Origin of the sequence: Caballeronia sp. LZ001, from assembly GCF_031450875.1 — a bacterium.
In the GTDB taxonomy this organism is placed as follows: Bacteria; Pseudomonadota; Gammaproteobacteria; order Burkholderiales; family Burkholderiaceae; genus Caballeronia.
Genome location: NZ_JARTVX010000004.1, coordinates 4,991,533 through 5,009,288, shown reverse-complemented (window position 1 = coordinate 5,009,288; position 17,756 = coordinate 4,991,533). Strand labels below are relative to the sequence as shown.

Genomic DNA, 17,756 nt, shown 5'->3' with positions numbered 1-17,756 from the left:
GGAAGCCGCGCATGAGCATGATCGACGAATTCAAGAACTTCGCCCTCAAAGGCAACGTGATGGACCTCGCCGTTGGTGTGATCATCGGCGGCGCTTTCTCGACGATAGTCAACTCCGTCGTGAAGGATCTGATCATGCCGGTGGTCGGTCTGGCCACGGGCGGGCTCGACTTCTCGAACCTTTTCATACGTCTGGGGCAGATACCGCCCAGCTATAAAGGCAATCCCGATTCGTATAAAGACTTGCAGACCGCGGGTGTCGCGGTGTTCGGCTACGGTTCGTTCATTACCGTGCTGATCAACTTCATCATCCTTGCGTTCATCATCTTTCTGATGGTCAAGTTCATCAACAATTTGCGCAAGCCCACCGAAGCGCCGCCGCCGCCCGCCGCCACGCCGGAAGACGTGTTGCTGCTGCGCGAGATCCGCGACGAGCTGAAACGGCCGCGCGTCTGATTCGATCACGGCCGCAAGCCGGGTTTGTCGAGCGCGTGAGCGCATTGCATTCGGGCGCACCCACCCGTCAATTGGTGCGCCCCCCCGCTTTTTTCTTTCTTTAGGCTGTTCGACAGGGCAGCAGCGGGACTATTATTGAGATAGATGCTCAGAGGGATGCCAGCGGGCCGCCAAACGGTCATCGGCATGATTCGTGCGCCACGGGTGTGCACCGGTAGCAGAACCCGGCGTGCATTCAAGTTTGCGAATCACCGTGACCGGATCACATCGATGCGCTATAAAAGATCGACGTGCGGCACGCAAGACGGGAGTGGCCGCATGAGGACGCTGCGTTTCTTGCAAATCTTTTTCAGGCGAGTTTTTATGTCCTTCCCGAAAAAGCGTAAACGTGTGAAAGCTGATGGCGACGAGTCTTTCCTCGCCGTGGTGCGGCATTTCAAGCCGTTCGGTCAGCTCGATACGAAAATTGCACGCGCTCGCGCGCAGGACGAGCCTGTGCTCTACGCGCATGTGCTGCCAGGGCTCGATGTCCTGCTATGCAGCGTGCGCGGCGCTCAACCGCCCTATCCCGCCATCGACGAACTGCACAGGCGCTGCGTGGAGTCGATCACAAACGCGCTCGAACAGCCGCTCGACGGTCTGGAGAACGGCGGCTACTGGTACGAAGCGAACGGCTTCGGCTTCCTCGTGTTTGCGAGCCGCGCTCGCACGCAGATCTTAAGCGAATTCGGCGCGACCGTTTCGGCGCGCAGGCGGCGCGGCGCGCGTCGTCAGGATGCGGGCGACGCCGCATCGCGTCCGCTGCGCTGATTTCCGGCTGAATTCCTTCGATGTTTTCCCCCGCGCCTCGCTCTTTCGCGAGGCGCGCGTCTTTCATGCGTCGGCTGTGTGTTGGCGCACGCCTTGCTGCATCGACACCGCGAGTATTTCGCATTGCACCCGTTCGCCCCGAGCGATCGCCATGCTTTTCACAAGGAGAACATCATGACGGAACACGTCTACAAGCAGATCGAACTCACCGGCTCGTCGCAGGAATCGAGCGATGACGCCGTGCGCGTCGCACTGTCGAAGGCATCGAAGACGCTGCGCAACATTCACTGGTTCGAAGTGACGGAAACGCGCGGACATGTCGAAGACGGCAAGATCCAGCACTGGCAGGTGACGATCAAGGTCGGCTTGCGTATCGAAGACTGATTGCTTCAATTAAAAACCGCGCGTCGTGGCAGCACGACGCGCGGTTTTTCGTTTCGCAGCCTGCTCGCGAGGCTTACTTCGGCAGCGAGCCGTCCACACCTTCCACGTACCAGTTGATACGCTGCATTTCCGGGTCGGTCAGCGTCTTGCCGGCCGGCACCTTTTCCGCGCCCGACTGATCCTTGATCGGACCCGTGAACACATCCCACTTGCCCGAGTGCAGATCGTCACGCTTCGCCGACACGGCTTGCATGGCCTTCGGCGGAATCGCGCTGCTGTTCAGGTCTTCGAGGTCCACGGCCTTCTGCGGCATACCGAGCCACACCGGGTCGTTCTTCCACTTGCCATCGAGCACTTGCTGAATGACCGCGTTGTAGTACACGCCCCAGTGCGCGACCACCGAACCCAAATGCGCGTTCGGGCCGAACTTCTTCATGTTCGAATCCCAGCCGAAGGCGAACACGTGCTTCTCGTTCGCGGTGTTGAGCGTGGCGTTCGAGTCGGTGTTCTGCAAGAGCACGTCCGCGCCCTGACCGATCAGCGTTTCGGCAGCCTGCTTTTCCTTGCCCGGATCGAACCAGCTGTTGATCCAGATGACCTTCGTGTGGACCTTCGGATTCACCGAACGCGCGCCCATCGTGAACGCGTTGATGTTGCGGACCACTTCGGGAATCGGCACCGATGCCACGAAGCCCAACGTATTGCTCTTCGTCACATAACCGGCGGCGACGCCTGCCAAGTACGCGCCTTGATACATCCGCACGTCATACGTGCCGAAGTTTTTGGCCTTCTTGAAGCCCGTGGCCGTGAGGAAAATCGTGTCCGGGAAATCCTTCGCCACCTTCAACTGGAAGTCCTGATAGCCGAAGCTCGTGCCGAAGATGACCTTGTTGCCCTTGTTCGCCAGATCGCGGAACACGCGCTCCGAGTCGGCGGATTCCGGCACGTTTTCCACGCGCGTGATCTTGATCTTGTCGCCGAACTTCGCTTCGGCTTCCTTGCTGCCCGCGTCGTGCGCGAAGGTCCAGCCTGCATCGCCCGGATTGCCGAGATAGACGAACGCGACGCCCGGTGCATCCGCCGCTTGCGCGCTCGCCGTCGCGAGCGTAGCGGACAAAGCGACGGTTGCCGCGATTGCCTTCAGCCATGGTTTATTCATTGTGTTTCTCCTGGTCGATGTTGTTTGATGAGCCACGAAATGGAAAACGACGTGCGCCAGTTTCGTCGGAAAAAAATCGCAACGGAACCGTCTGACGGCGCGCGTGCTGCCTCCCTGCAACAGCGGAGAACCGCGCGCGCGTTGCCAAATCCACGTTCAGCTTGCCGCGAAGAACGGCTTGCCAAGCGATGCGGGCGCGTTCAGCTTGATGGTGTTCGGATTGCGCGAGATCAGCACCAGCACGACGATGGTCGCGATATACGGCAGCATCGCGAGAAACTGTGTCGGCACCGGCACGCCGATGGCCTGCGCGTAGAACTGCAGCGCCATCACGGCGCCGAACAAGAGCGCGCCGATCAAAAGACGCCCTGGCCGCCACGTGGCGAACACGACGAGCGCGAGTGCAATCCAGCCGCGTCCGGACGTGAGCTGCTCCTGCCAGACGTGCAAATAGACGATGGAGTAATAGCCGCCCGCGATACCGGCCATCGCGCCGCCGAAGAGCGTTGCGCCGTAGCGCACGCCGACCACGGGAAAGCCCACCGAGTGCGCGACCGAAGGCGATTCGCCGACCGAGCGCAGCACGAGCCCCGCACGCGTCTTGTAAAGAAACCAGCCGATCACGCCAAACATGATGAACGCAAGATAGCCGAGCGGCGTAAGCGAGAAGATAGCCGGGCCGAGCACGGGAATGCTGGCAAGACCCGGAATCGGCATCACGTCGATGCTCGCGCGCACTGCCGCCGACGTGTACGGCTTGCCCACGTAGGCCGAAAAGCCGATGCCGAAGATCGTCAGCGAAAGGCCGGTGGCGACTTGATTCGCAAGCATGGTGATGGTGAGAAAGCCGAACAGCAGCGCCATCGCGATGCCCGCGAAAATCGACGCGACGATGCCGAGCCACGGATTACCCGTGATCGATGTCACCGCGTAGCCGGTGACGGCGCCCATCAGCATCATTCCCTCGACGCCCAGATTGAGCACGCCGGACTTTTCCGCGACGAGTTCGCCCGCGCCCGCGAACATCAGCGGAATGGCCGCGACGACCGCGCTCGAGGCGAGATTGCTGGCTTGATTGATATCCATGTCGTAGGTCTCGTCAGGAAGCGTGATGCGCGATCGCGCGGCGCCGGATGCGGTAATTGACGAACAGGTCGCAACCGAGGAGGCAAAAGAGCAGCAAGCCCTGGAAGACGCCCGCAAGCGCCTGCGGCAGTTGCAGCGAGGTCTGCACCGCTTCGCCGCCGAGGTAGAGCAGCGCCATCAGGAGACTTGCGAGCACGATGCCCACCGGATGCAGCCGTCCCACGAACACGACGATGATCGCCGTGAAGCCGTATCCCGGCGACCAGCCCGCCTGCAATTGCCCGATAGGCCCGGCCACTTCGCCCATGCCCGCGAGCCCGGCGAGGCCGCCCGAGAGCAGGAGCGAGGTCCAGATGGTCTTCTTGTCCGAGAAACCGGCGTAGCGCGCGGCGAGCGGCGCAAGACCGCCCACGTTCATGCGAAAGCCCGCGAAACTCTTGCGCATGAAAACCCACACGAGCGGCACCGCGATGGCCGTGAGAAACACCGACGCGTTGATACGCGTGCCCTTGAGCCACGTCCAGTGCCAGTCGCCGTAGAGACGCGGGAAGAGCGCGTCGTCGCCGAACATCGCCGAGATGGGGAAGTTCATGCCTTCGGGGTCGCGCCACGGGCCGCTCACGAGATAGATCAGCAACTGCGTGGCGACGTAGGTGAGCATGAGGCTCGTCAGAATCTCGTTGGTGTTGAAGCGGCTCTTGAGCAGCGCGGGAATCGCCGCCCAGAGCATGCCGCCCACGACGCCGCCGAGCATCATCAAGGGCAGCGTCCACCAGCCGGAGGTATCGCCGACATGGATGGCGATGCCGCCCGCGACGATGCCGCCGAGAAGCATCTGCCCTTCCGCGCCGATATTCCACACGTTCGCGCGATAACCGACCGCAAGCCCGAGCCCGATCAGGCACAAGGGCGACGCCTTCAGCAGGAGCTCCGACCAGCCGTTCACGTTCGAGAGCGGTTCGACGAAGAACGCGTGCATCGCGCGCAGCGGGTCCTGCCCGACGAGACTGAAAATCAGGAAGCCGATGACGAGCGTCGCCACCGCGGCGACCACGGGCACGGCGAGCTGCATGGCGCGCGACGGTGTCGGGCGCGCTTCGAGTCGATAAGGGAAGATCATCTTTACTTGCTCAATGAGTCGAGTTCGGCTGCGGGCGCGCGCTTTCCGTCGAAGAGTCCGGCCATGAACAGGCCGACTTCCTCCGCGTTGGTTTCGCGCGTCTTGCGCACCGGCGACAGCTTGCCGCGCGCGATCACGGCGAGCCGGTCGCAAATGTCGAACAGTTCTTCCAGTTCCTCGGAGATCACGAGAATGGCGACGCCGCGCGCCGCGAGATCGAGCAACTGCTGGCGGATGAAGCCCGCCGCGCCGACATCGACGCCCCAGGTCGGCTGGGCGACGACGAGCACCTTCGGCTCCTGAAGAATCTCGCGGCCGACGATGAACTTCTGCAAATTGCCGCCCGACAGACTTTGCGCGAACGCGCCGCTGCCGCCGCAACGCACGTCGAAGGCCTTGATGCAGCGATCGGCAAAGCTCTTGACCGCGCGCGAGTTGACCCAGCCGCCGCGCACCATGCTCTGCCGATGCGCGGTGAGCAAGCCATTCTCGGCAAGCGACATGGCCGGAACCGCGCCGCGCCCGAGCCGCTCTTCCGGCACGAACGCAAAGCCCAGACGCCGCCGCGCGCCCGCGGACAGCCGCGCGGCTGGCGTGCCGCAGATCGACACGGCGTCCGTTGCGACATGGGAATCGCGAATCTCGCCCGAGAGCGACGCGAGCAATTCCGCCTGACCGTTCCCCGACACGCCCGCGATCCCGAAAATCTCGCCCGCCTGCACGACAAAGGAGACGTTTTCGAGCGACGTGCCGAACGGATCGGGACTCGCCACCGAAAGGTTCTTCACCGCGAGCCGGACATCGCCCGGCGTGTGTTGGCGACGCTGATAATCCGGCAGCGAATGGCCGACCATCAATTGCGCGAGCGAGGCATCCGTTTCGTTGCGCGGATCGACATTGCCGGTCACGCGGCCGCCGCGCATCACGGTGGCGTTCTCGCAGAGCGCGCGAATTTCGTCGAGCTTGTGACTGATGTAGAGAATGCTGCACCCTTCCGCCGCGAGCCGTCGCAACACGGTGAAGAGCTTCTTGACCGCTTGCGGCGTCAGCACCGAAGTCGGCTCGTCCATGATGAGCAAGCGCGGGTTCTGCAGAAGACAGCGCACGATCTCCACGCGCTGACGTTCGCCGACGGTGAGACTGTGAACGTGACGTTGCGGATCGACATCGAGCCCGTAGTCCGCCGACACATCGCGAATACGCTTGGACAGCGCTTTCATGTCGAACTTGTCGTCGAGCGCGAGCGCGATGTTTTCGCCAACGGTCAGCGTCTCGAACAGCGAGAAGTGCTGGAACACCATGCCGATGCCGAGCTTGCGCGCCGCCGCCGGACTGCCGATTTCGACGACTTCGCCCTGCCAGCGAATCTCGCCTTCATCCGGACGCACCGCGCCATAGATGATTTTCATCAGCGTGGACTTGCCCGCGCCGTTCTCGCCGAGCACCGCGTGAATCTCGCCTGGCTTCACGATGAGGTTCACGCCGTCGTTGGCCTTGACGGACGGGTACTGCTTGCTGATGCCGGATAGCGCCAGGCGCGGTGGCGTATCCGTAGGGGTGATGGCGTTGCCCATGAGTTCACGGAGTGCGCCCGGCCACCGGCAGGCCGAGCTGGAAGAAAAGGACCGCAGACGGGTCTTGTGACACAAAGGTGTCGCATCAAACCATACCGCGGGCAGAATTTACAGAATTCGCGACACGAAGTCGATCTCTCAAAATTCGATGCAATGCGCCGCTCTCCCAGTCTTTGCGGGTAAGCCACACCTTGACGTAATCTCTCCGTCATATTAAAAATGATATGCAACACCCTACGAACGATCAGCCAGAACATATACTGGCTATAGCGGAGATAACATGAGTCAGCAGCGCGAGGCGATCGATACATACTTATTGCGCGTCTTGCACACTTTGCTGATGGAACGCAGCGTCACCCGTGCGGCCGTCAAGCTTAATCAGTCGCAACCTGCCATCAGCGCAGCGCTCAGGCGTCTGCGCGACATCACCGGAGATCCGCTGCTCGTGCGCGGCAAGTCCGGGATGGTGCCCACCGAATACGGTCTACGCTTGCTCGAACCCACGCAGAATGCCTTGCGCGAGATCGAGCGAATCAAGGTGCAGCAGCATAATTTCGACCCTTCCACGTCGGTGCGGTGTTATCGCATCGGCTGTCCCGACTATCTGAACGTTCTGTTCGTGCCGACAGTTGTCGAGCGCTTCCGGCAGGCCGCGCCCAATGCAACGCTCGAATTCCATTCGCTCGGGCCCGCGTTCGATTACGAACTCGCGCTGGAAGACGGCAAGCTCGATATCGTCGTCGGCAACTGGCCCGAACCGCCGGAGCAATTGCATCTGTCGAATCTGTTCGTCGACAAGATCGTGTGTCTCGTCAGCAATCAACATCCGTTCGCCAAGCGCGGCGGTCTCACGCTCGATCAATATCTCAACGCGCCGCATCTTGCGCCCACGCCTTATTCGGTCGGGCAGCGCGGGGCGATCGACGTGCATCTGGCGCGCGAGCGGCTCAAGCGTCATGTCGTGGTCACGCTGCCTTACTTCAATCTCGCGCCTTACGTGCTGATCAAGTCGGATCTCGTCTTCACGACTACCCGCCTCTTCGCCGATCATTACGCGAGGTTCCTGCCGCTTGCCGTCGTGCCGGCGCCGCTCGACTTTCCGCCCATGCAGTACTACCAGTTGTGGCACGAGCGCTGTCATTACTCCGATGAGGTTCGGTGGCTGCGCGGTCTCGTCGCGGAAGCAACGCGCTCGCTTATCGATCAGCCTTGAAAGCGGTTCTTGCGGCTTGGAACGCGCCATCCCGGCGCATTCCGGAGCCGCCTTCCCGCGTTTCTAACGCCTACCCGTGACTCGCCAGTTCACCCGCGAGCCGGTTATGCCGCTCTACCACGGCGCCCAGATCCAGCGTCGTCAGGCGCCCTTCCTTCACTACGATTTTCCCGTCGATCACGCTCGTCGATACCTGCGACGGCGCGCAGAACACGAGCGCCGCCACCGGATCGTGCAGCGCGCCCGCGAACGCCGGCTGCGACAGGTCGAACGATACGAAATCGGCCGCCATGCCCGGCGCCAGCGCGCCGATGTCGTCGCGATTGAGCACCTTCGCGCCGCCGAGCGTGGCGATTTCCAGCGCTTCGCGCGCGGTCATCGCGTCAGGGCCGAAGCCGACGCGTTGCAGCAGCAACGCCTGCCGCACTTCGCCGACCATCTGCGCGCCATCGTTCGATGCCGAGCCATCCACGCCCAAACCCACGGGCACGCCCGCGTCACGCATCGCGCGAATGGGCGCAATGCCCGACGCGAGACGCATATTCGAGCACGGACAGTGCGCGACGCCCGTTCCCGTGCGCGCAAAGAGCTCGATGCCCGGCTTGTCGAGCTGAACGCAGTGCGCATGCCATACGTCGTGACCGACCCAGCCCAGGTCTTCCGCGTATTCGGCGGGCGTCATGCCGAACTTCTCGCGGCTGTACGCCACGTCGTTCACGTTCTCCGCGAGATGCGTGTGCAACGACACGCCGTATTCGCGCGCGAGCAGCGCCGAATCGCGCATCAACTCGCGGCTCACCGAAAACGGCGAGCAAGGCGCGACGACCACCCGCAGCATCGCGTAGCGGCCTTCATCGTGATACGTTTCGATCAGGCGCTGCGAGTCCTTCAGAATGGCATCTTCCTTTTCGACGACCGAATCCGGCGGCAAACCGCCGTCTTTCTGACCGACGCTCATGCTGCCGCGCGCCGCATGAAAACGCATGCCGATTTCGCGCGCCGCCTCGATGCTGTCGTCGAGCCGGCTGCCATTCGGATAGATATACAGATGATCGCTCGATGTGGTGCAACCCGAGAGCATGAGTTCGGCCATCGCCGTCTGCGTCGACACGCCGATCATCTCGGGCGTGAGATGCGCCCAGATCTTGTACAGATTCGTGAGCCAGCCGAACAGCTCGGCGTTCTGCGCGGCGGGAATGGCGCGCGTCAGGCTCTGATACATGTGGTGATGCGTATTGACGAGGCCGGGAATCACGAGATGACCGCGCATGTCGAGCACGTCGTCGGCGGTTTGCGGCAATTCGCTCGTCGGGCCAACCGCGACGATGCGATTGCCTTCGATATACAAACCGCCATCGGCGATCTCGCGGCGCGTCTCGTCCATCGTGACGAGCATTCGCGCGTTCTTCACCAGCAGACTGCGGGTTTTCGCTTGCATCTGTTTGCCTCCGAAGTTGGAATCGAAAAAGTAACTGGACCGTGTGTAAAGCCCCGGTTACCCAGCTTCGACGCCGTCTTCGGGACGCGGCATGATAAGCGCGCATCGCCACTTTCCGCAGCCAAAAATATCGCGGCAATGGCACAGCCGGCATAGTCGTCTTCAGGCCCGCAATATATTCGCGAATTTTGGCGCGGTTAGCATCGCCCGATAGCCGTGTGGAAGCGCGGCGCGGGCGTCTCGTGAAGAAGAACCAAGCTTACGCGCCGCTGTCATGCGCCGGGCATTATCTTTCCTATCGGGGCCGCACAGCGCGTCTCAAATTTCTACAATGCTGATCACGGCGCGCATCTGAAACGCCGACGGGTATGTAGCCACTGACGTGGAGCCTCGATCCGCCGCCGCCGCACCTCGGACTGAGTCCACGGTGCGGGTTTTTCGGATCGATGCGCGAGCCGGTCATCGCACAACTCAAGGAACATGCGAATGGGCAAGCTCACTACCCACGTCCTCGACACCGCGCACGGACGTCCCGGCGCGAACATCAAAGTCGAGCTCTTCGCGCTCACGAACGACACGCGGCGCGCCATCAAAACCACCCTCACCAACGACGACGGCCGCTGCGACGCCCCGCTGCTCGAAGGCGCCGAACTCGTCACGGGCGAATACGAACTCGTCTTTCACGCAGGCGATTACTTCGCCGCGTTCGGCGTCACGGTGCCCGAACCGCGCTTCGTCGATCGCGTGGTGCTGCGCTTCGGTATCGCGGATGCAGACTCGCACTATCACGTGCCGCTGCTCGTCTCGCCGTGGGCCTACAGCACGTATCGCGGCAGCTGAGCGCGAAGCCGAGCCCCAAGCGAGCGTTGAACAGAACACAACGGAACACACCAGCACATCGCGTTCGTCCCCAGACACGCTGACGATGTGCGCATAACGATTCGGTAGTGGAGGAGTAAATGGAAGGCTTTGTCACCGACTGGCTCAATCTGGCGTTGCGTTGTCTGCACGTCATCGTCGCGATCGCGTGGATCGGCGAGTCGTTCTACTTCGTGGCGCTCGACAACAGTCTCAAACCGCCGCAAGACCCCAACGCCCGCCGACGCGGCGTGTTCGGCGACTTCTGGCACGTGCACGGCGGCGGTTTCTACCACATGCAGAAGTACTCGGTCGCGCCGCAAGACATGCCGGAGAATCTGCATTGGTCGTTCTGGCCGTCCTACACCACGTGGATGTCCGGCTTCGGCTTGTTCTTCGTCTTGTACCTGCTTTCGCCGAGCACGTATCTCATCGACAAGAACGTGCTCGAAATGGGACCGGTCGTGGCAGTCTCGGCCGCGCTCGGTTTCCTGATGGCCGGTTGGATCGTCTATGACACGCTGTGCCGCGTCTTCGGCAACAACGATCGGCTGCTCGGTATCTGCGTCGGCATCTATGTGCTGGTTGCCGCGTTCGTCGCGTGTCACGTGTTCGCGGGGCGCGCCGCGTATCTGATCACGGGAGCGATGCTCGCGACGATCATGTCGGCGAACGTGTTCTTCGTCATCATTCCGGGCCAGCGCAAGATGGTCGCCGCGATGCTCAAGGGCGAAACGCCCAACGCCATTTACGGCAAGCGCGGCAAGCAGCGCTCGGTGCACAACACATATTTCACGTTGCCCGTGGTGTTCGCGATGCTGTCGAATCACTACGCGATGACCTACACGCACAAGTTCAACTGGGTTCTGCTCGTGCTCATCATGCTGGCGGGCGCGTTGATCCGTCAGTTCTTCGTGATGCGTCACCGTGGTCAGGTGCTCTGGTACATGCCGGTCGCGGGTCTCGTGCTGGTGCTCGGCGCGTTTGCGTGGACCATGCCTTCGCCGACGATTCCCGTGGCGCAAGCCGCAGGCGCACCAACGCTCAAGGTCGCCGATATCCAGCCGATCATCCAGCAGCGCTGCGCGACGTGCCACTCCGCGCATCCAACCATGATGGGCAGCGCGCCCGCCGGCGTCCTGCTCGATACATCGGCGGAGATCAAGCAGAACGCGCAGCGCGTGCATCAGCAGGCGGTCACGCTAAAGGCGATGCCGCTTGGCAACGTCACGCAGATGACGGACGCGGAACGGCAGAAGATCGCTGCGTGGTTCGACGGAGGCGCGGTGCAGTAACGCTATCGCCCCGCTCTTCGTTGTCGAGAAATAGCCCGATCGATTCGCTTCGATCGGGCTATTTGTTTTGGTGACGACTTGCCGCGGGCGCTCGAACATATCCACTCCCCTCGCGCGACCCAAGAGATGCCTTTCGTCGAAAGAGTTTTTCTAACTCGGACCGGCATTTAATCTGCTTTGCCATAGCTTCGGCGCGTGGTTAATCTTGCGTCTGTTTTCGCGGTCGCGATCGTGCCGCAATCGTCTTTGGTCCGAGTCCACCACCACTTTGAAGGTTCGCTAAATGGCTGACATCACCCAGGCGCCTGTGATTTTGATTACGGGTGGAAGCCGTGGCGTAGGCGCGGCGACTGCGCGTCTCGCTGCCGCGCACGGCTACGATGTGGCGATTAGCTTCGTGTCGAACGAATCCGCCGCGCTCGCGGTCGCGGCCGATGTCGAAGCGCTCGGCCGCGGAGCGTTGGCCGTGCGCGCCGATAGCGCGGACCCCGAGCAGGTCGCTCGGCTCTTTGCGGCGCTCGACCGCGAGTTCGGCCGCATCGATGTGCTGGTCAACAACGCCGCAATGCTCGCGCGCCAGTCGCGCCTGGAAGACCTGGACTTCGAGCGGATGCAGCGCATCTTCGCGGTCAACTCCATCGGCCCTATTCTCTGCGCGCAGCAGGCGGTGAAGCGCATGTCCTACCGGCACAATGGACGCGGCGGCGTGGTGATCAACATCTCGTCGGCTTCGGCCCGGCTCGGCAGCCCGAATGAGTACGTCGACTATGCGGCGTCGAAGGGCGCCATCGAAACCTTCACGACCGGTTTTGCCAAGGAAGTCGCGCGCGATGGCATACGCGTCAACTGCATCCGCCCTGGGCACATTTACACGGACATGCATGCCAGCGGTGGCGAACCAGGACGAGTGGACCGCGTGAAAGACTCGATTCCGATGGGACGCGGCGGTCAGCCCGATGAGGTCGCGCGGGCGATTCTATGGCTGGCAAGCGCCGAGGCTTCGTTCATCACCGGCACGTTTCTCGATGTCACCGGCGGCAAGTGAGCGGTGCTCTTCGTCGCATGCGTGTCGCTCGTCTCACGCGCACCGCGCGGCCGGCGCCTGACCCACTTGCCCCGCCGCGCGATCTCACGCTCAATGCGCCGCGAAGTAATCCTTCACCGCGCCGATGAACGTGTCGATGTCCTCGCGCGACACATCCCGATGCGTCACGAAGCGCGACGCATAGAGCATCTGCGTAAGGATGCCGCGTTCCTTGAGATACGCCTCCAGCGGCGCGCAATGCGCCTCCGGGATGCGTGCGAACACCATGTTCGTGGCATGCGACTGAATGCCGATGCCATCGATCTGCTTCAACCCTTCAGCGAGACGTGCGGCGTTGTCGTGATCTTCGGCGAGCGCTTCGACATGATGATCGAGCGCATAAAGACATGCCGCCGCGATCACGCCCGCCTGCCGCATGCCGCCGCCCAGCACCTTGCGCCAGCGATGCGCCACTTCGATCAACGCACGGCTTCCCACCAGCACGGAGCCGACCGGCGCGCCAAGTCCCTTCGAGCAGCAGATGGACACGGAATCGAACGGTGCCGCAAGTTCGCCCACCGGCTTGCCCGATGCCACCGCTGCATTGAAGACGCGCGCGCCATCGAGATGCGTGGCGAGTCCGCGTTCGCGCACGAGCCGGGTCGCGGCCAGCACGTATTCCGCCGGCAGCACTTTTCCGCCGATGGTGTTTTCGAGCGCGAAGAGACGCGAGCGAGCAAAGTGATCGTCGATGGGTTTGATCGCGGCGATGATCTTTTCGAGCGGCAACGAACCATCGGGCGCGTTCTCGATAGGCTGCGGCTGAATGCTGCCGAGCACGGCCGCGCCACCGCCTTCGTACTTGTACGTGTGCGCCATCTGGCCGACGATGTATTCGTCGCCGCGCGCGCAATGCGCCATTAGCGCGGCGAGGTTGCTTTGCGTGCCGCTGGGAAAGAACAGGCCCGCTTCCTTGCCGGTGCGCGCGGCGAGCGTGGCCTGAAGCTTGAGCACGGTGGGATCGTCGCCCCAGACGTCGTCGCCGGTTTCGGCGGCGGCCATGGCGGCGAGCATCGGCAGGCTCGGACGGGTGACGGTGTCGCTACGTAGATCGATCATGCGTGGTTCTCGCTTTTCGTGCGTGTCGGTGTCGGGGCGTATATCTTAGTCCCGCCGGGCGCCGCGCGAAAAAAAAAGACCGGTCAAGGGCACCGGTCTTCTTGCTCCGACTGAACGCACGAATGCGTTACCGCATGGCCTCAGCGGTCAGCCAGAGCGATTCCTTCAGGTCCTGCTCGTTGAGATTGCGCCCTTCCCCGCCGCGATCGACGACGATGAAATCGCTGACCTTGTCGAGCGCGAGCAGCGGATGATGCCAGACGCCCTTCGCATAGTTCACGCCTTGCCAGCCCTTCGTGACGAACGCGCGAATCTTCGATTCGTCCAGCTCGCCCGCCGGCGCGACGACGACGAGATACGTGCGGTCGTCGAGCGGCAGAAATGCCTGGCTGCCCAGCGGATGCCGTTCCATCATCTTCACTTCGAAAGGCAGCGTGCGCGGCTGCCCGCGAAACAGATTGACGAGCGTATGGCCGCCTTCATCCGTCACATCGACGCGGCACAGATCGTGAAACCGGATCGTCGTGCCGAGGTTGATCGGAATCTCTTTCGCGCCATCGAGTTCGATGACATCGCCGAAAGGCTCGAACGCAGCGCGCGTCAACGGTTCGATAGCGAGCTTCTTCATCATGCAAGCGTTCCGAAAAGACGCAGACGCGATACGCCGCCGTCCGGGAAAATATTGAAGCGCACGTGCGTCACGGGGCCGAGCGCCGCGAGCTCCGATTCGAAGAAATGCTGCTTGTCCATCGCAAGCTTTTGCTCGCCGAGAAGGACCGGCCAGAACATCGCTTGCGTGACGAGCGAGCTGTCCGTGCCGCCCTTCACGTTGGCTGCCTGCAGCGAGCAGCGATCCGGAAAATTGCCCTTGAAGTGCGCGGTATCCACTTCGACTTTCTTGATGATGCCAGGCTGCGCCAGCGCGACGATACACCAGTCGTTGCCAGGTTCGCGGCGGCGGCGCGTTTCCCAGCCGTCGCCCATGTTGACGCCGCGGCCGGGCATCAGCAACGTGGAAGCGAGCCCGAAATGCTGGTTGTTCGTGCCGACGAGATACGCGCCGTTTTCCATCGCGGCCAGATCGAACAACTGATTGCGATCCGCGTTGCGCCAGTCGAGTTGCGGCTGACCATAAACACGCAATCGCGCGATGCCGCCATCCGGATAGACATTCACGCGCAAATGCGTGAACGGCTGCTCGACGGCCACATCCAGATAGTGATGGCTATTGCCCTGCAAGGTCGTCGACGGCACGATTTCGGTCCATTGGGTCGACTGATTCGGCGCACCGTCCGTGACATGCGCGCCTTCAATCGATGCCGCCGGCGGGAAGTTGCCCGTAAAGTGGCTCGTATCCAGATCGATGCCCTTGATCACGCCCGGACGCGCGAGCTTGACCACGCACCAGTCGTAGCCGGTCGTGCGCTTGCGGCGCGTTTCCCAGCCGTCCATCCACTTGCCGTGATCGTCGAACTTGCCGGGGATGAACACGGCGGGCTCGGGGTTTAGCATGCGTTCTTTCGGCGCGAAGAAATCGTCGCTCGCCTCCAGTGCCTGCGCGCCCAGACGCGGGTCCGCGAGATTCACATAACGGCGCGTGAATTCGGGCGCGTTGGGATCGAGTGTCGGAATTGCCATTGTCTTCGTCCTTGTCTTTACGGTGAAATGCGGATCAGTGCTGGATCAGGTCGTCTAGCCTGAAACGCGCGATCCGGTAAATCTGATCGAGACTCGCGCGAAGCTCCTCGGCGCGCTCGTGCCGCACACGCTTTTCGAAGTTCGCGATGATGCCGTGGCGGTCGTAACCCCTCACGGCGAGAATGAACGGAAAGCCGAACTTCTGACCGTACTGCTGGTTCAGCGACTGCAGGCGGTCGAACTCTTCCTGCGTGCAGAGATCGAGGCCCGCGCCGCTTTGCTCGCGCGTGGATTCTGCGGTCAGTTCGCCGCGCACCGCCGCCTTGCCCGCGAGTTCCGGGTGAGCGTTGATGAGCGCGAGCTGCTTCTCCTCGCCCGCCGTTTCGACGGCTTGCGACATGGTCGCGTGCAGGCTGTCGATGTCCGCGAACGGGCGCTTTGCCGCCGCGATTTCCGCGACCCACGGCGAATGTTCGAAGATGCCTGCGAGCACCGTCACGAAAGTGTCGGCGGGCATGGAGTTGAGTTGGTCGAGTGTGTATTGCATCGCCTTCATGCCGCCGTCCCGTTTGCTTGTTGATGAGGATGATGCTCGCGCCAGTGCTTCGCGATATCGACCCGCCGCGAGACCCACACGCGGTCGTGTTTCTCGATGTGATCGAGAAACTTCTGCAGGCCGCGGAAGCGCCCCGGGCGTCCGAGCAGCCGGCAGTGCATGCCGATGGAAAGCATCTTCGGCGCTTCGTCGCCCTCTTCGTACAGAACGTCGAAGGCATCGCGCAGATACGTGAAAAAGTGTTCGCCCGTATTGAAGCCTTGCGGCGTGGCGAAGCGCATGTCGTTGGTGTCGAGCGTGTACGGCACGATCAGATGCGGCTTCTTCTCGCCGCCCGTGACTTCGACTTCGGTCCAGAACGGGAGGTCGTCGCCGTAATAGTCCGAGTCGTAGAGAAAGCCGCCGTATTCCGCCACCAGCCGATGCGTGTTCGGGCTATCGCGGCCCGTGTACCAGCCGAGCGGACGCACGCCGGTGACACGCTCGATGGCTTCCATGCCGAGGCGCATGTGCTCGGCTTCGCGCTCGGGCGACATGTCCTGATAGTGAATCCAGCGATAGCCGTGGCAGGCAATCTCATGCCCCAGTTCGACGAAAGCCCTGGAAAGCTCCGGATGCCGCTCCATGGCCATGCCGACGCCGAAGATGGTGAGCGGCAACCCGCGCTTTTCGAATTCGCGCAGAATGCGCCACACGCCTGCGCGCGAGCCGTATTCGTAGATTGACTCCATGCTCATGTGACGCGACGGATACGCTGCCGCGCCCACGATTTCCGACAGAAACTGCTCCGAGCCCGGATCGCCATGCAACACGCAGTTTTCGCCGCCTTCCTCGTAATTGAGCACGAACTGCACGGCGACGCGCGCGCGCCCCGGCCAGTTCGCCTGCACGGGATGGCGGCCGTAGCCGATCAGGTCGCGGGGGTAGTTCGGATCGTGTGACATGGCGAGGGATAGTGTCGATGGGCAAAAAATGCGTCGAATCAACGATTCTGCGGTGTTTCAGTGTAACGAAAAGCCCCGGACGCGCCCATACAGCGGCGCAGATAATCCGGGTCACGGCAGGTGTATGTAGATCGGCGTTTTTGCCATCAGCGCGGGCTGAAATCCGACAACACGCCGTCGTAGCGCTTGGTGAGCGGGCGGGCGAAGTCGCCGCGTTTGGCCGTATGGAGCTTGAGCGCGACGAGCGCTTCCGCCCATTTCACGGCCGCCGTCACGCCTTCGACGACCGGTGCGCCGATCGCATCCTCGACTTCGCGGCAGAACTCGGCCATGCCCGCGCAGCCGAGAACGATGGCGTCCGCGCCGTCTTCGTCGAGTGCGCGCCGGCATTCTTCGATGATCGTCTGGCGCGCGGCCGAACCGGGCTCGTCGAGTTCGAGCACGGCGACATCGGTGGCGCGCACGTTCTTGCAGAAGCGTGTCATGCCGTATCGCTCCGCGAGATGCCAGGCCATGCCGCAGGTGCGCTGCAACGTCGTCACGACCGAGAAGCCCGGTGCGATCACGCTCGCGGCATGCATGGCGGCTTCCGCGATACCGATCACCGGGCCGCGCGCAAGTTCGCGTGCTGCATACAGCGCGGGGTCGCCGAAGCAGGCGATCACGTAGCCGTCGATACCCTGCCGCTCACCCGCTTCCACTTCGGCGAGAAGTCCGAGCGAGGCGACGGCTTCGTCGTAATAGCCTTCGATGGAAGGCGGGCCCATCGTCGGACTGACCGCGATGATCTCCGTGCCGGGCGCGGCGACTTCGCGGGCGCAGCGGCCCATGGCGTCGGTCATGCGCTGGGTGGTGTTGGGGTTGATCAGTTTGATGCGCATTGCGGTTCTCCTTGCTGCTTCTGGCTTGCTGCGGTTCTAAGGCTTTGCATCTTGCATCTTGCATCTTGCATGCCTTCGGATGGGATGCGGTCTTTTGCATGCCATCCGAAGGCGTATGGTCTTTTGCATGCTTCGATTGCTTCGATTGCTTCGCTCGCGGTTTCGACGCTTTGCATCTCGCGTTTCGCATGCCTTCGGTTAG

Annotated in this window: 18 protein-coding genes; 7 read left to right on the top strand and 11 right to left on the bottom strand. The window is 62.4% G+C overall.

The window, feature by feature from the left end:
• Positions 1–11 precede the first annotated feature (11 nt).
• The 3 genes from mscL (at position 12) to P9292_RS34475 (ending at position 1,649) form a co-directional block, all read left to right on the top strand.
• Positions 12–455, top strand: a complete 444-nt coding sequence (gene mscL, locus P9292_RS34485; protein WP_244825286.1) for a large conductance mechanosensitive channel protein MscL — start codon at positions 12–14, stop codon at positions 453–455.
• Between the two features lie 318 nt (positions 456–773).
• A complete protein-coding gene (locus P9292_RS34480) occupies positions 774–1,265 on the top strand; it encodes a hypothetical protein (protein WP_244825287.1) in 492 nt (163 codons plus the stop codon).
• Between the two features lie 174 nt (positions 1,266–1,439).
• On the top strand, positions 1,440–1,649 hold the full coding sequence (locus tag P9292_RS34475) for a dodecin (protein ID WP_244825288.1): 210 nt from the start codon (positions 1,440–1,442) through the stop codon (positions 1,647–1,649).
• 73 nt (positions 1,650–1,722) lie between these two features.
• On the opposite strand, the gene P9292_RS34470 is transcribed toward P9292_RS34475, so the two are convergent.
• The 4 genes from P9292_RS34470 to P9292_RS34455 form a co-directional block, all read right to left on the bottom strand.
• Complete coding sequence (locus tag P9292_RS34470; RefSeq protein WP_244825289.1) at positions 1,723–2,808, bottom strand: BMP family ABC transporter substrate-binding protein; 1,086 nt, start codon at positions 2,806–2,808, stop codon at positions 1,723–1,725.
• 156 nt (positions 2,809–2,964) lie between these two features.
• Positions 2,965–3,894: an ABC transporter permease gene (locus tag P9292_RS34465; protein WP_244825290.1), complete on the bottom strand. Its 930-nt coding sequence runs from the start codon at positions 3,892–3,894 to the stop codon at positions 2,965–2,967.
• 13 nt (positions 3,895–3,907) lie between these two features.
• Positions 3,908–5,014, bottom strand: coding sequence for an ABC transporter permease (locus P9292_RS34460; RefSeq protein ID WP_250509067.1), 1,107 nt, complete (start codon positions 5,012–5,014; stop codon positions 3,908–3,910).
• A 2-nt stretch (positions 5,015–5,016) separates the two neighbouring features.
• Entirely contained in the window at positions 5,017–6,588 is a 1,572-nt protein-coding gene (locus P9292_RS34455; protein WP_250509068.1) for an ABC transporter ATP-binding protein, read from the bottom strand.
• A 280-nt stretch (positions 6,589–6,868) separates the two neighbouring features.
• Between P9292_RS34455 and P9292_RS34450 the strand changes: the two genes are divergently transcribed.
• Positions 6,869–7,801 carry a LysR substrate-binding domain-containing protein gene (locus P9292_RS34450; protein WP_244825293.1) on the top strand — a complete coding sequence of 311 codons (933 nt, stop codon included), beginning with the start codon at positions 6,869–6,871 and terminating at the stop codon, positions 7,799–7,801.
• 70 nt (positions 7,802–7,871) lie between these two features.
• Here P9292_RS34450 and P9292_RS34445 read toward each other — a convergent pair whose 3' ends face one another.
• Entirely contained in the window at positions 7,872–9,239 is a 1,368-nt protein-coding gene (locus P9292_RS34445) for an 8-oxoguanine deaminase (protein WP_244825294.1), read from the bottom strand.
• A 486-nt stretch (positions 9,240–9,725) separates the two neighbouring features.
• Here P9292_RS34445 and uraH point away from each other — a divergent pair, with 486 nt between their 5' ends.
• From uraH to P9292_RS34430, 3 genes are all read left to right on the top strand, one after another.
• Entirely contained in the window at positions 9,726–10,079 is a 354-nt protein-coding gene (gene uraH / locus P9292_RS34440; protein WP_244825295.1) for a hydroxyisourate hydrolase, read from the top strand.
• A 119-nt stretch (positions 10,080–10,198) separates the two neighbouring features.
• On the top strand, positions 10,199–11,392 hold the full coding sequence (locus tag P9292_RS34435) for a urate hydroxylase PuuD (RefSeq protein WP_309963627.1): 1,194 nt from the start codon (positions 10,199–10,201) through the stop codon (positions 11,390–11,392).
• A gap of 283 nt (positions 11,393–11,675) precedes the next feature.
• A complete protein-coding gene (locus P9292_RS34430) occupies positions 11,676–12,437 on the top strand; it encodes an SDR family oxidoreductase (protein WP_309963625.1) in 762 nt (253 codons plus the stop codon).
• Between the two features lie 90 nt (positions 12,438–12,527).
• Here the strand turns inward: P9292_RS34430 and ltaE are convergent, their stop codons facing one another.
• From ltaE to P9292_RS34400, 6 genes are all read right to left on the bottom strand, one after another.
• Positions 12,528–13,535: a low-specificity L-threonine aldolase gene (gene ltaE / locus P9292_RS34425; protein WP_309963622.1), complete on the bottom strand. Its 1,008-nt coding sequence runs from the start codon at positions 13,533–13,535 to the stop codon at positions 12,528–12,530.
• A 127-nt stretch (positions 13,536–13,662) separates the two neighbouring features.
• Positions 13,663–14,163, bottom strand: coding sequence for an ureidoglycolate lyase (locus P9292_RS34420; RefSeq protein ID WP_244828042.1), 501 nt, complete (start codon positions 14,161–14,163; stop codon positions 13,663–13,665).
• Complete coding sequence (gene alc / locus P9292_RS34415; RefSeq protein WP_244825299.1) at positions 14,163–15,173, bottom strand: allantoicase; 1,011 nt, start codon at positions 15,171–15,173, stop codon at positions 14,163–14,165. The genes P9292_RS34420 and alc overlap by 1 nt, the downstream gene beginning before the upstream one ends.
• A gap of 34 nt (positions 15,174–15,207) precedes the next feature.
• Positions 15,208–15,729 carry a 2-oxo-4-hydroxy-4-carboxy-5-ureidoimidazoline decarboxylase gene (gene uraD / locus P9292_RS34410; protein ID WP_309963620.1) on the bottom strand — a complete coding sequence of 174 codons (522 nt, stop codon included), beginning with the start codon at positions 15,727–15,729 and terminating at the stop codon, positions 15,208–15,210.
• Complete coding sequence (gene puuE / locus P9292_RS34405; protein ID WP_244825301.1) at positions 15,726–16,673, bottom strand: allantoinase PuuE; 948 nt, start codon at positions 16,671–16,673, stop codon at positions 15,726–15,728. Before puuE ends, uraD begins: the two co-directional genes overlap by 4 nt.
• 146 nt (positions 16,674–16,819) lie before the next feature.
• Positions 16,820–17,554, bottom strand: coding sequence for an aspartate/glutamate racemase family protein (locus tag P9292_RS34400; RefSeq protein ID WP_250464922.1), 735 nt, complete (start codon positions 17,552–17,554; stop codon positions 16,820–16,822).
• Between the last annotated feature and the right edge of the window lie 202 nt (positions 17,555–17,756).

Excerpts from the sequence above, each read along its gene's own strand:
- ltaE (WP_309963622.1), bottom strand. The coding sequence starts at position 13,535 with ATGATCGATCTACGTAGCGACACCGTCACCCGTCCGAGCCTGCCGATG.
- P9292_RS34400 (WP_250464922.1), bottom strand. The coding sequence starts at position 17,554 with ATGCGCATCAAACTGATCAACCCCAACACCACCCAGCGCATGACCGAC.
- P9292_RS34435 (WP_309963627.1), top strand. The coding sequence starts at position 10,199 with ATGGAAGGCTTTGTCACCGACTGGCTCAATCTGGCGTTGCGTTGTCTG.
- puuE (WP_244825301.1), bottom strand. The coding sequence starts at position 16,673 with ATGTCACACGATCCGAACTACCCCCGCGACCTGATCGGCTACGGCCGC.
- P9292_RS34430 (WP_309963625.1), top strand. The coding sequence starts at position 11,676 with ATGGCTGACATCACCCAGGCGCCTGTGATTTTGATTACGGGTGGAAGC.
- P9292_RS34470 (WP_244825289.1), bottom strand. The coding sequence starts at position 2,808 with ATGAATAAACCATGGCTGAAGGCAATCGCGGCAACCGTCGCTTTGTCC.
- P9292_RS34445 (WP_244825294.1), bottom strand. The coding sequence starts at position 9,239 with ATGCAAGCGAAAACCCGCAGTCTGCTGGTGAAGAACGCGCGAATGCTC.
- P9292_RS34450 (WP_244825293.1), top strand. The coding sequence starts at position 6,869 with ATGAGTCAGCAGCGCGAGGCGATCGATACATACTTATTGCGCGTCTTG.
- P9292_RS34465 (WP_244825290.1), bottom strand. The coding sequence starts at position 3,894 with ATGGATATCAATCAAGCCAGCAATCTCGCCTCGAGCGCGGTCGTCGCG.
- alc (WP_244825299.1), bottom strand. The coding sequence starts at position 15,173 with ATGGCAATTCCGACACTCGATCCCAACGCGCCCGAATTCACGCGCCGT.
- P9292_RS34455 (WP_250509068.1), bottom strand. The coding sequence starts at position 6,588 with ATGGGCAACGCCATCACCCCTACGGATACGCCACCGCGCCTGGCGCTA.
- uraD (WP_309963620.1), bottom strand. The coding sequence starts at position 15,729 with ATGAAGGCGATGCAATACACACTCGACCAACTCAACTCCATGCCCGCC.
- P9292_RS34460 (WP_250509067.1), bottom strand. The coding sequence starts at position 5,014 with ATGATCTTCCCTTATCGACTCGAAGCGCGCCCGACACCGTCGCGCGCC.
- P9292_RS34480 (WP_244825287.1), top strand. The coding sequence starts at position 774 with ATGAGGACGCTGCGTTTCTTGCAAATCTTTTTCAGGCGAGTTTTTATG.
- P9292_RS34475 (WP_244825288.1), top strand. The coding sequence starts at position 1,440 with ATGACGGAACACGTCTACAAGCAGATCGAACTCACCGGCTCGTCGCAG.
- P9292_RS34420 (WP_244828042.1), bottom strand. The coding sequence starts at position 14,163 with ATGAAGAAGCTCGCTATCGAACCGTTGACGCGCGCTGCGTTCGAGCCT.
- uraH (WP_244825295.1), top strand. The coding sequence starts at position 9,726 with ATGGGCAAGCTCACTACCCACGTCCTCGACACCGCGCACGGACGTCCC.
- mscL (WP_244825286.1), top strand. The coding sequence starts at position 12 with ATGAGCATGATCGACGAATTCAAGAACTTCGCCCTCAAAGGCAACGTG.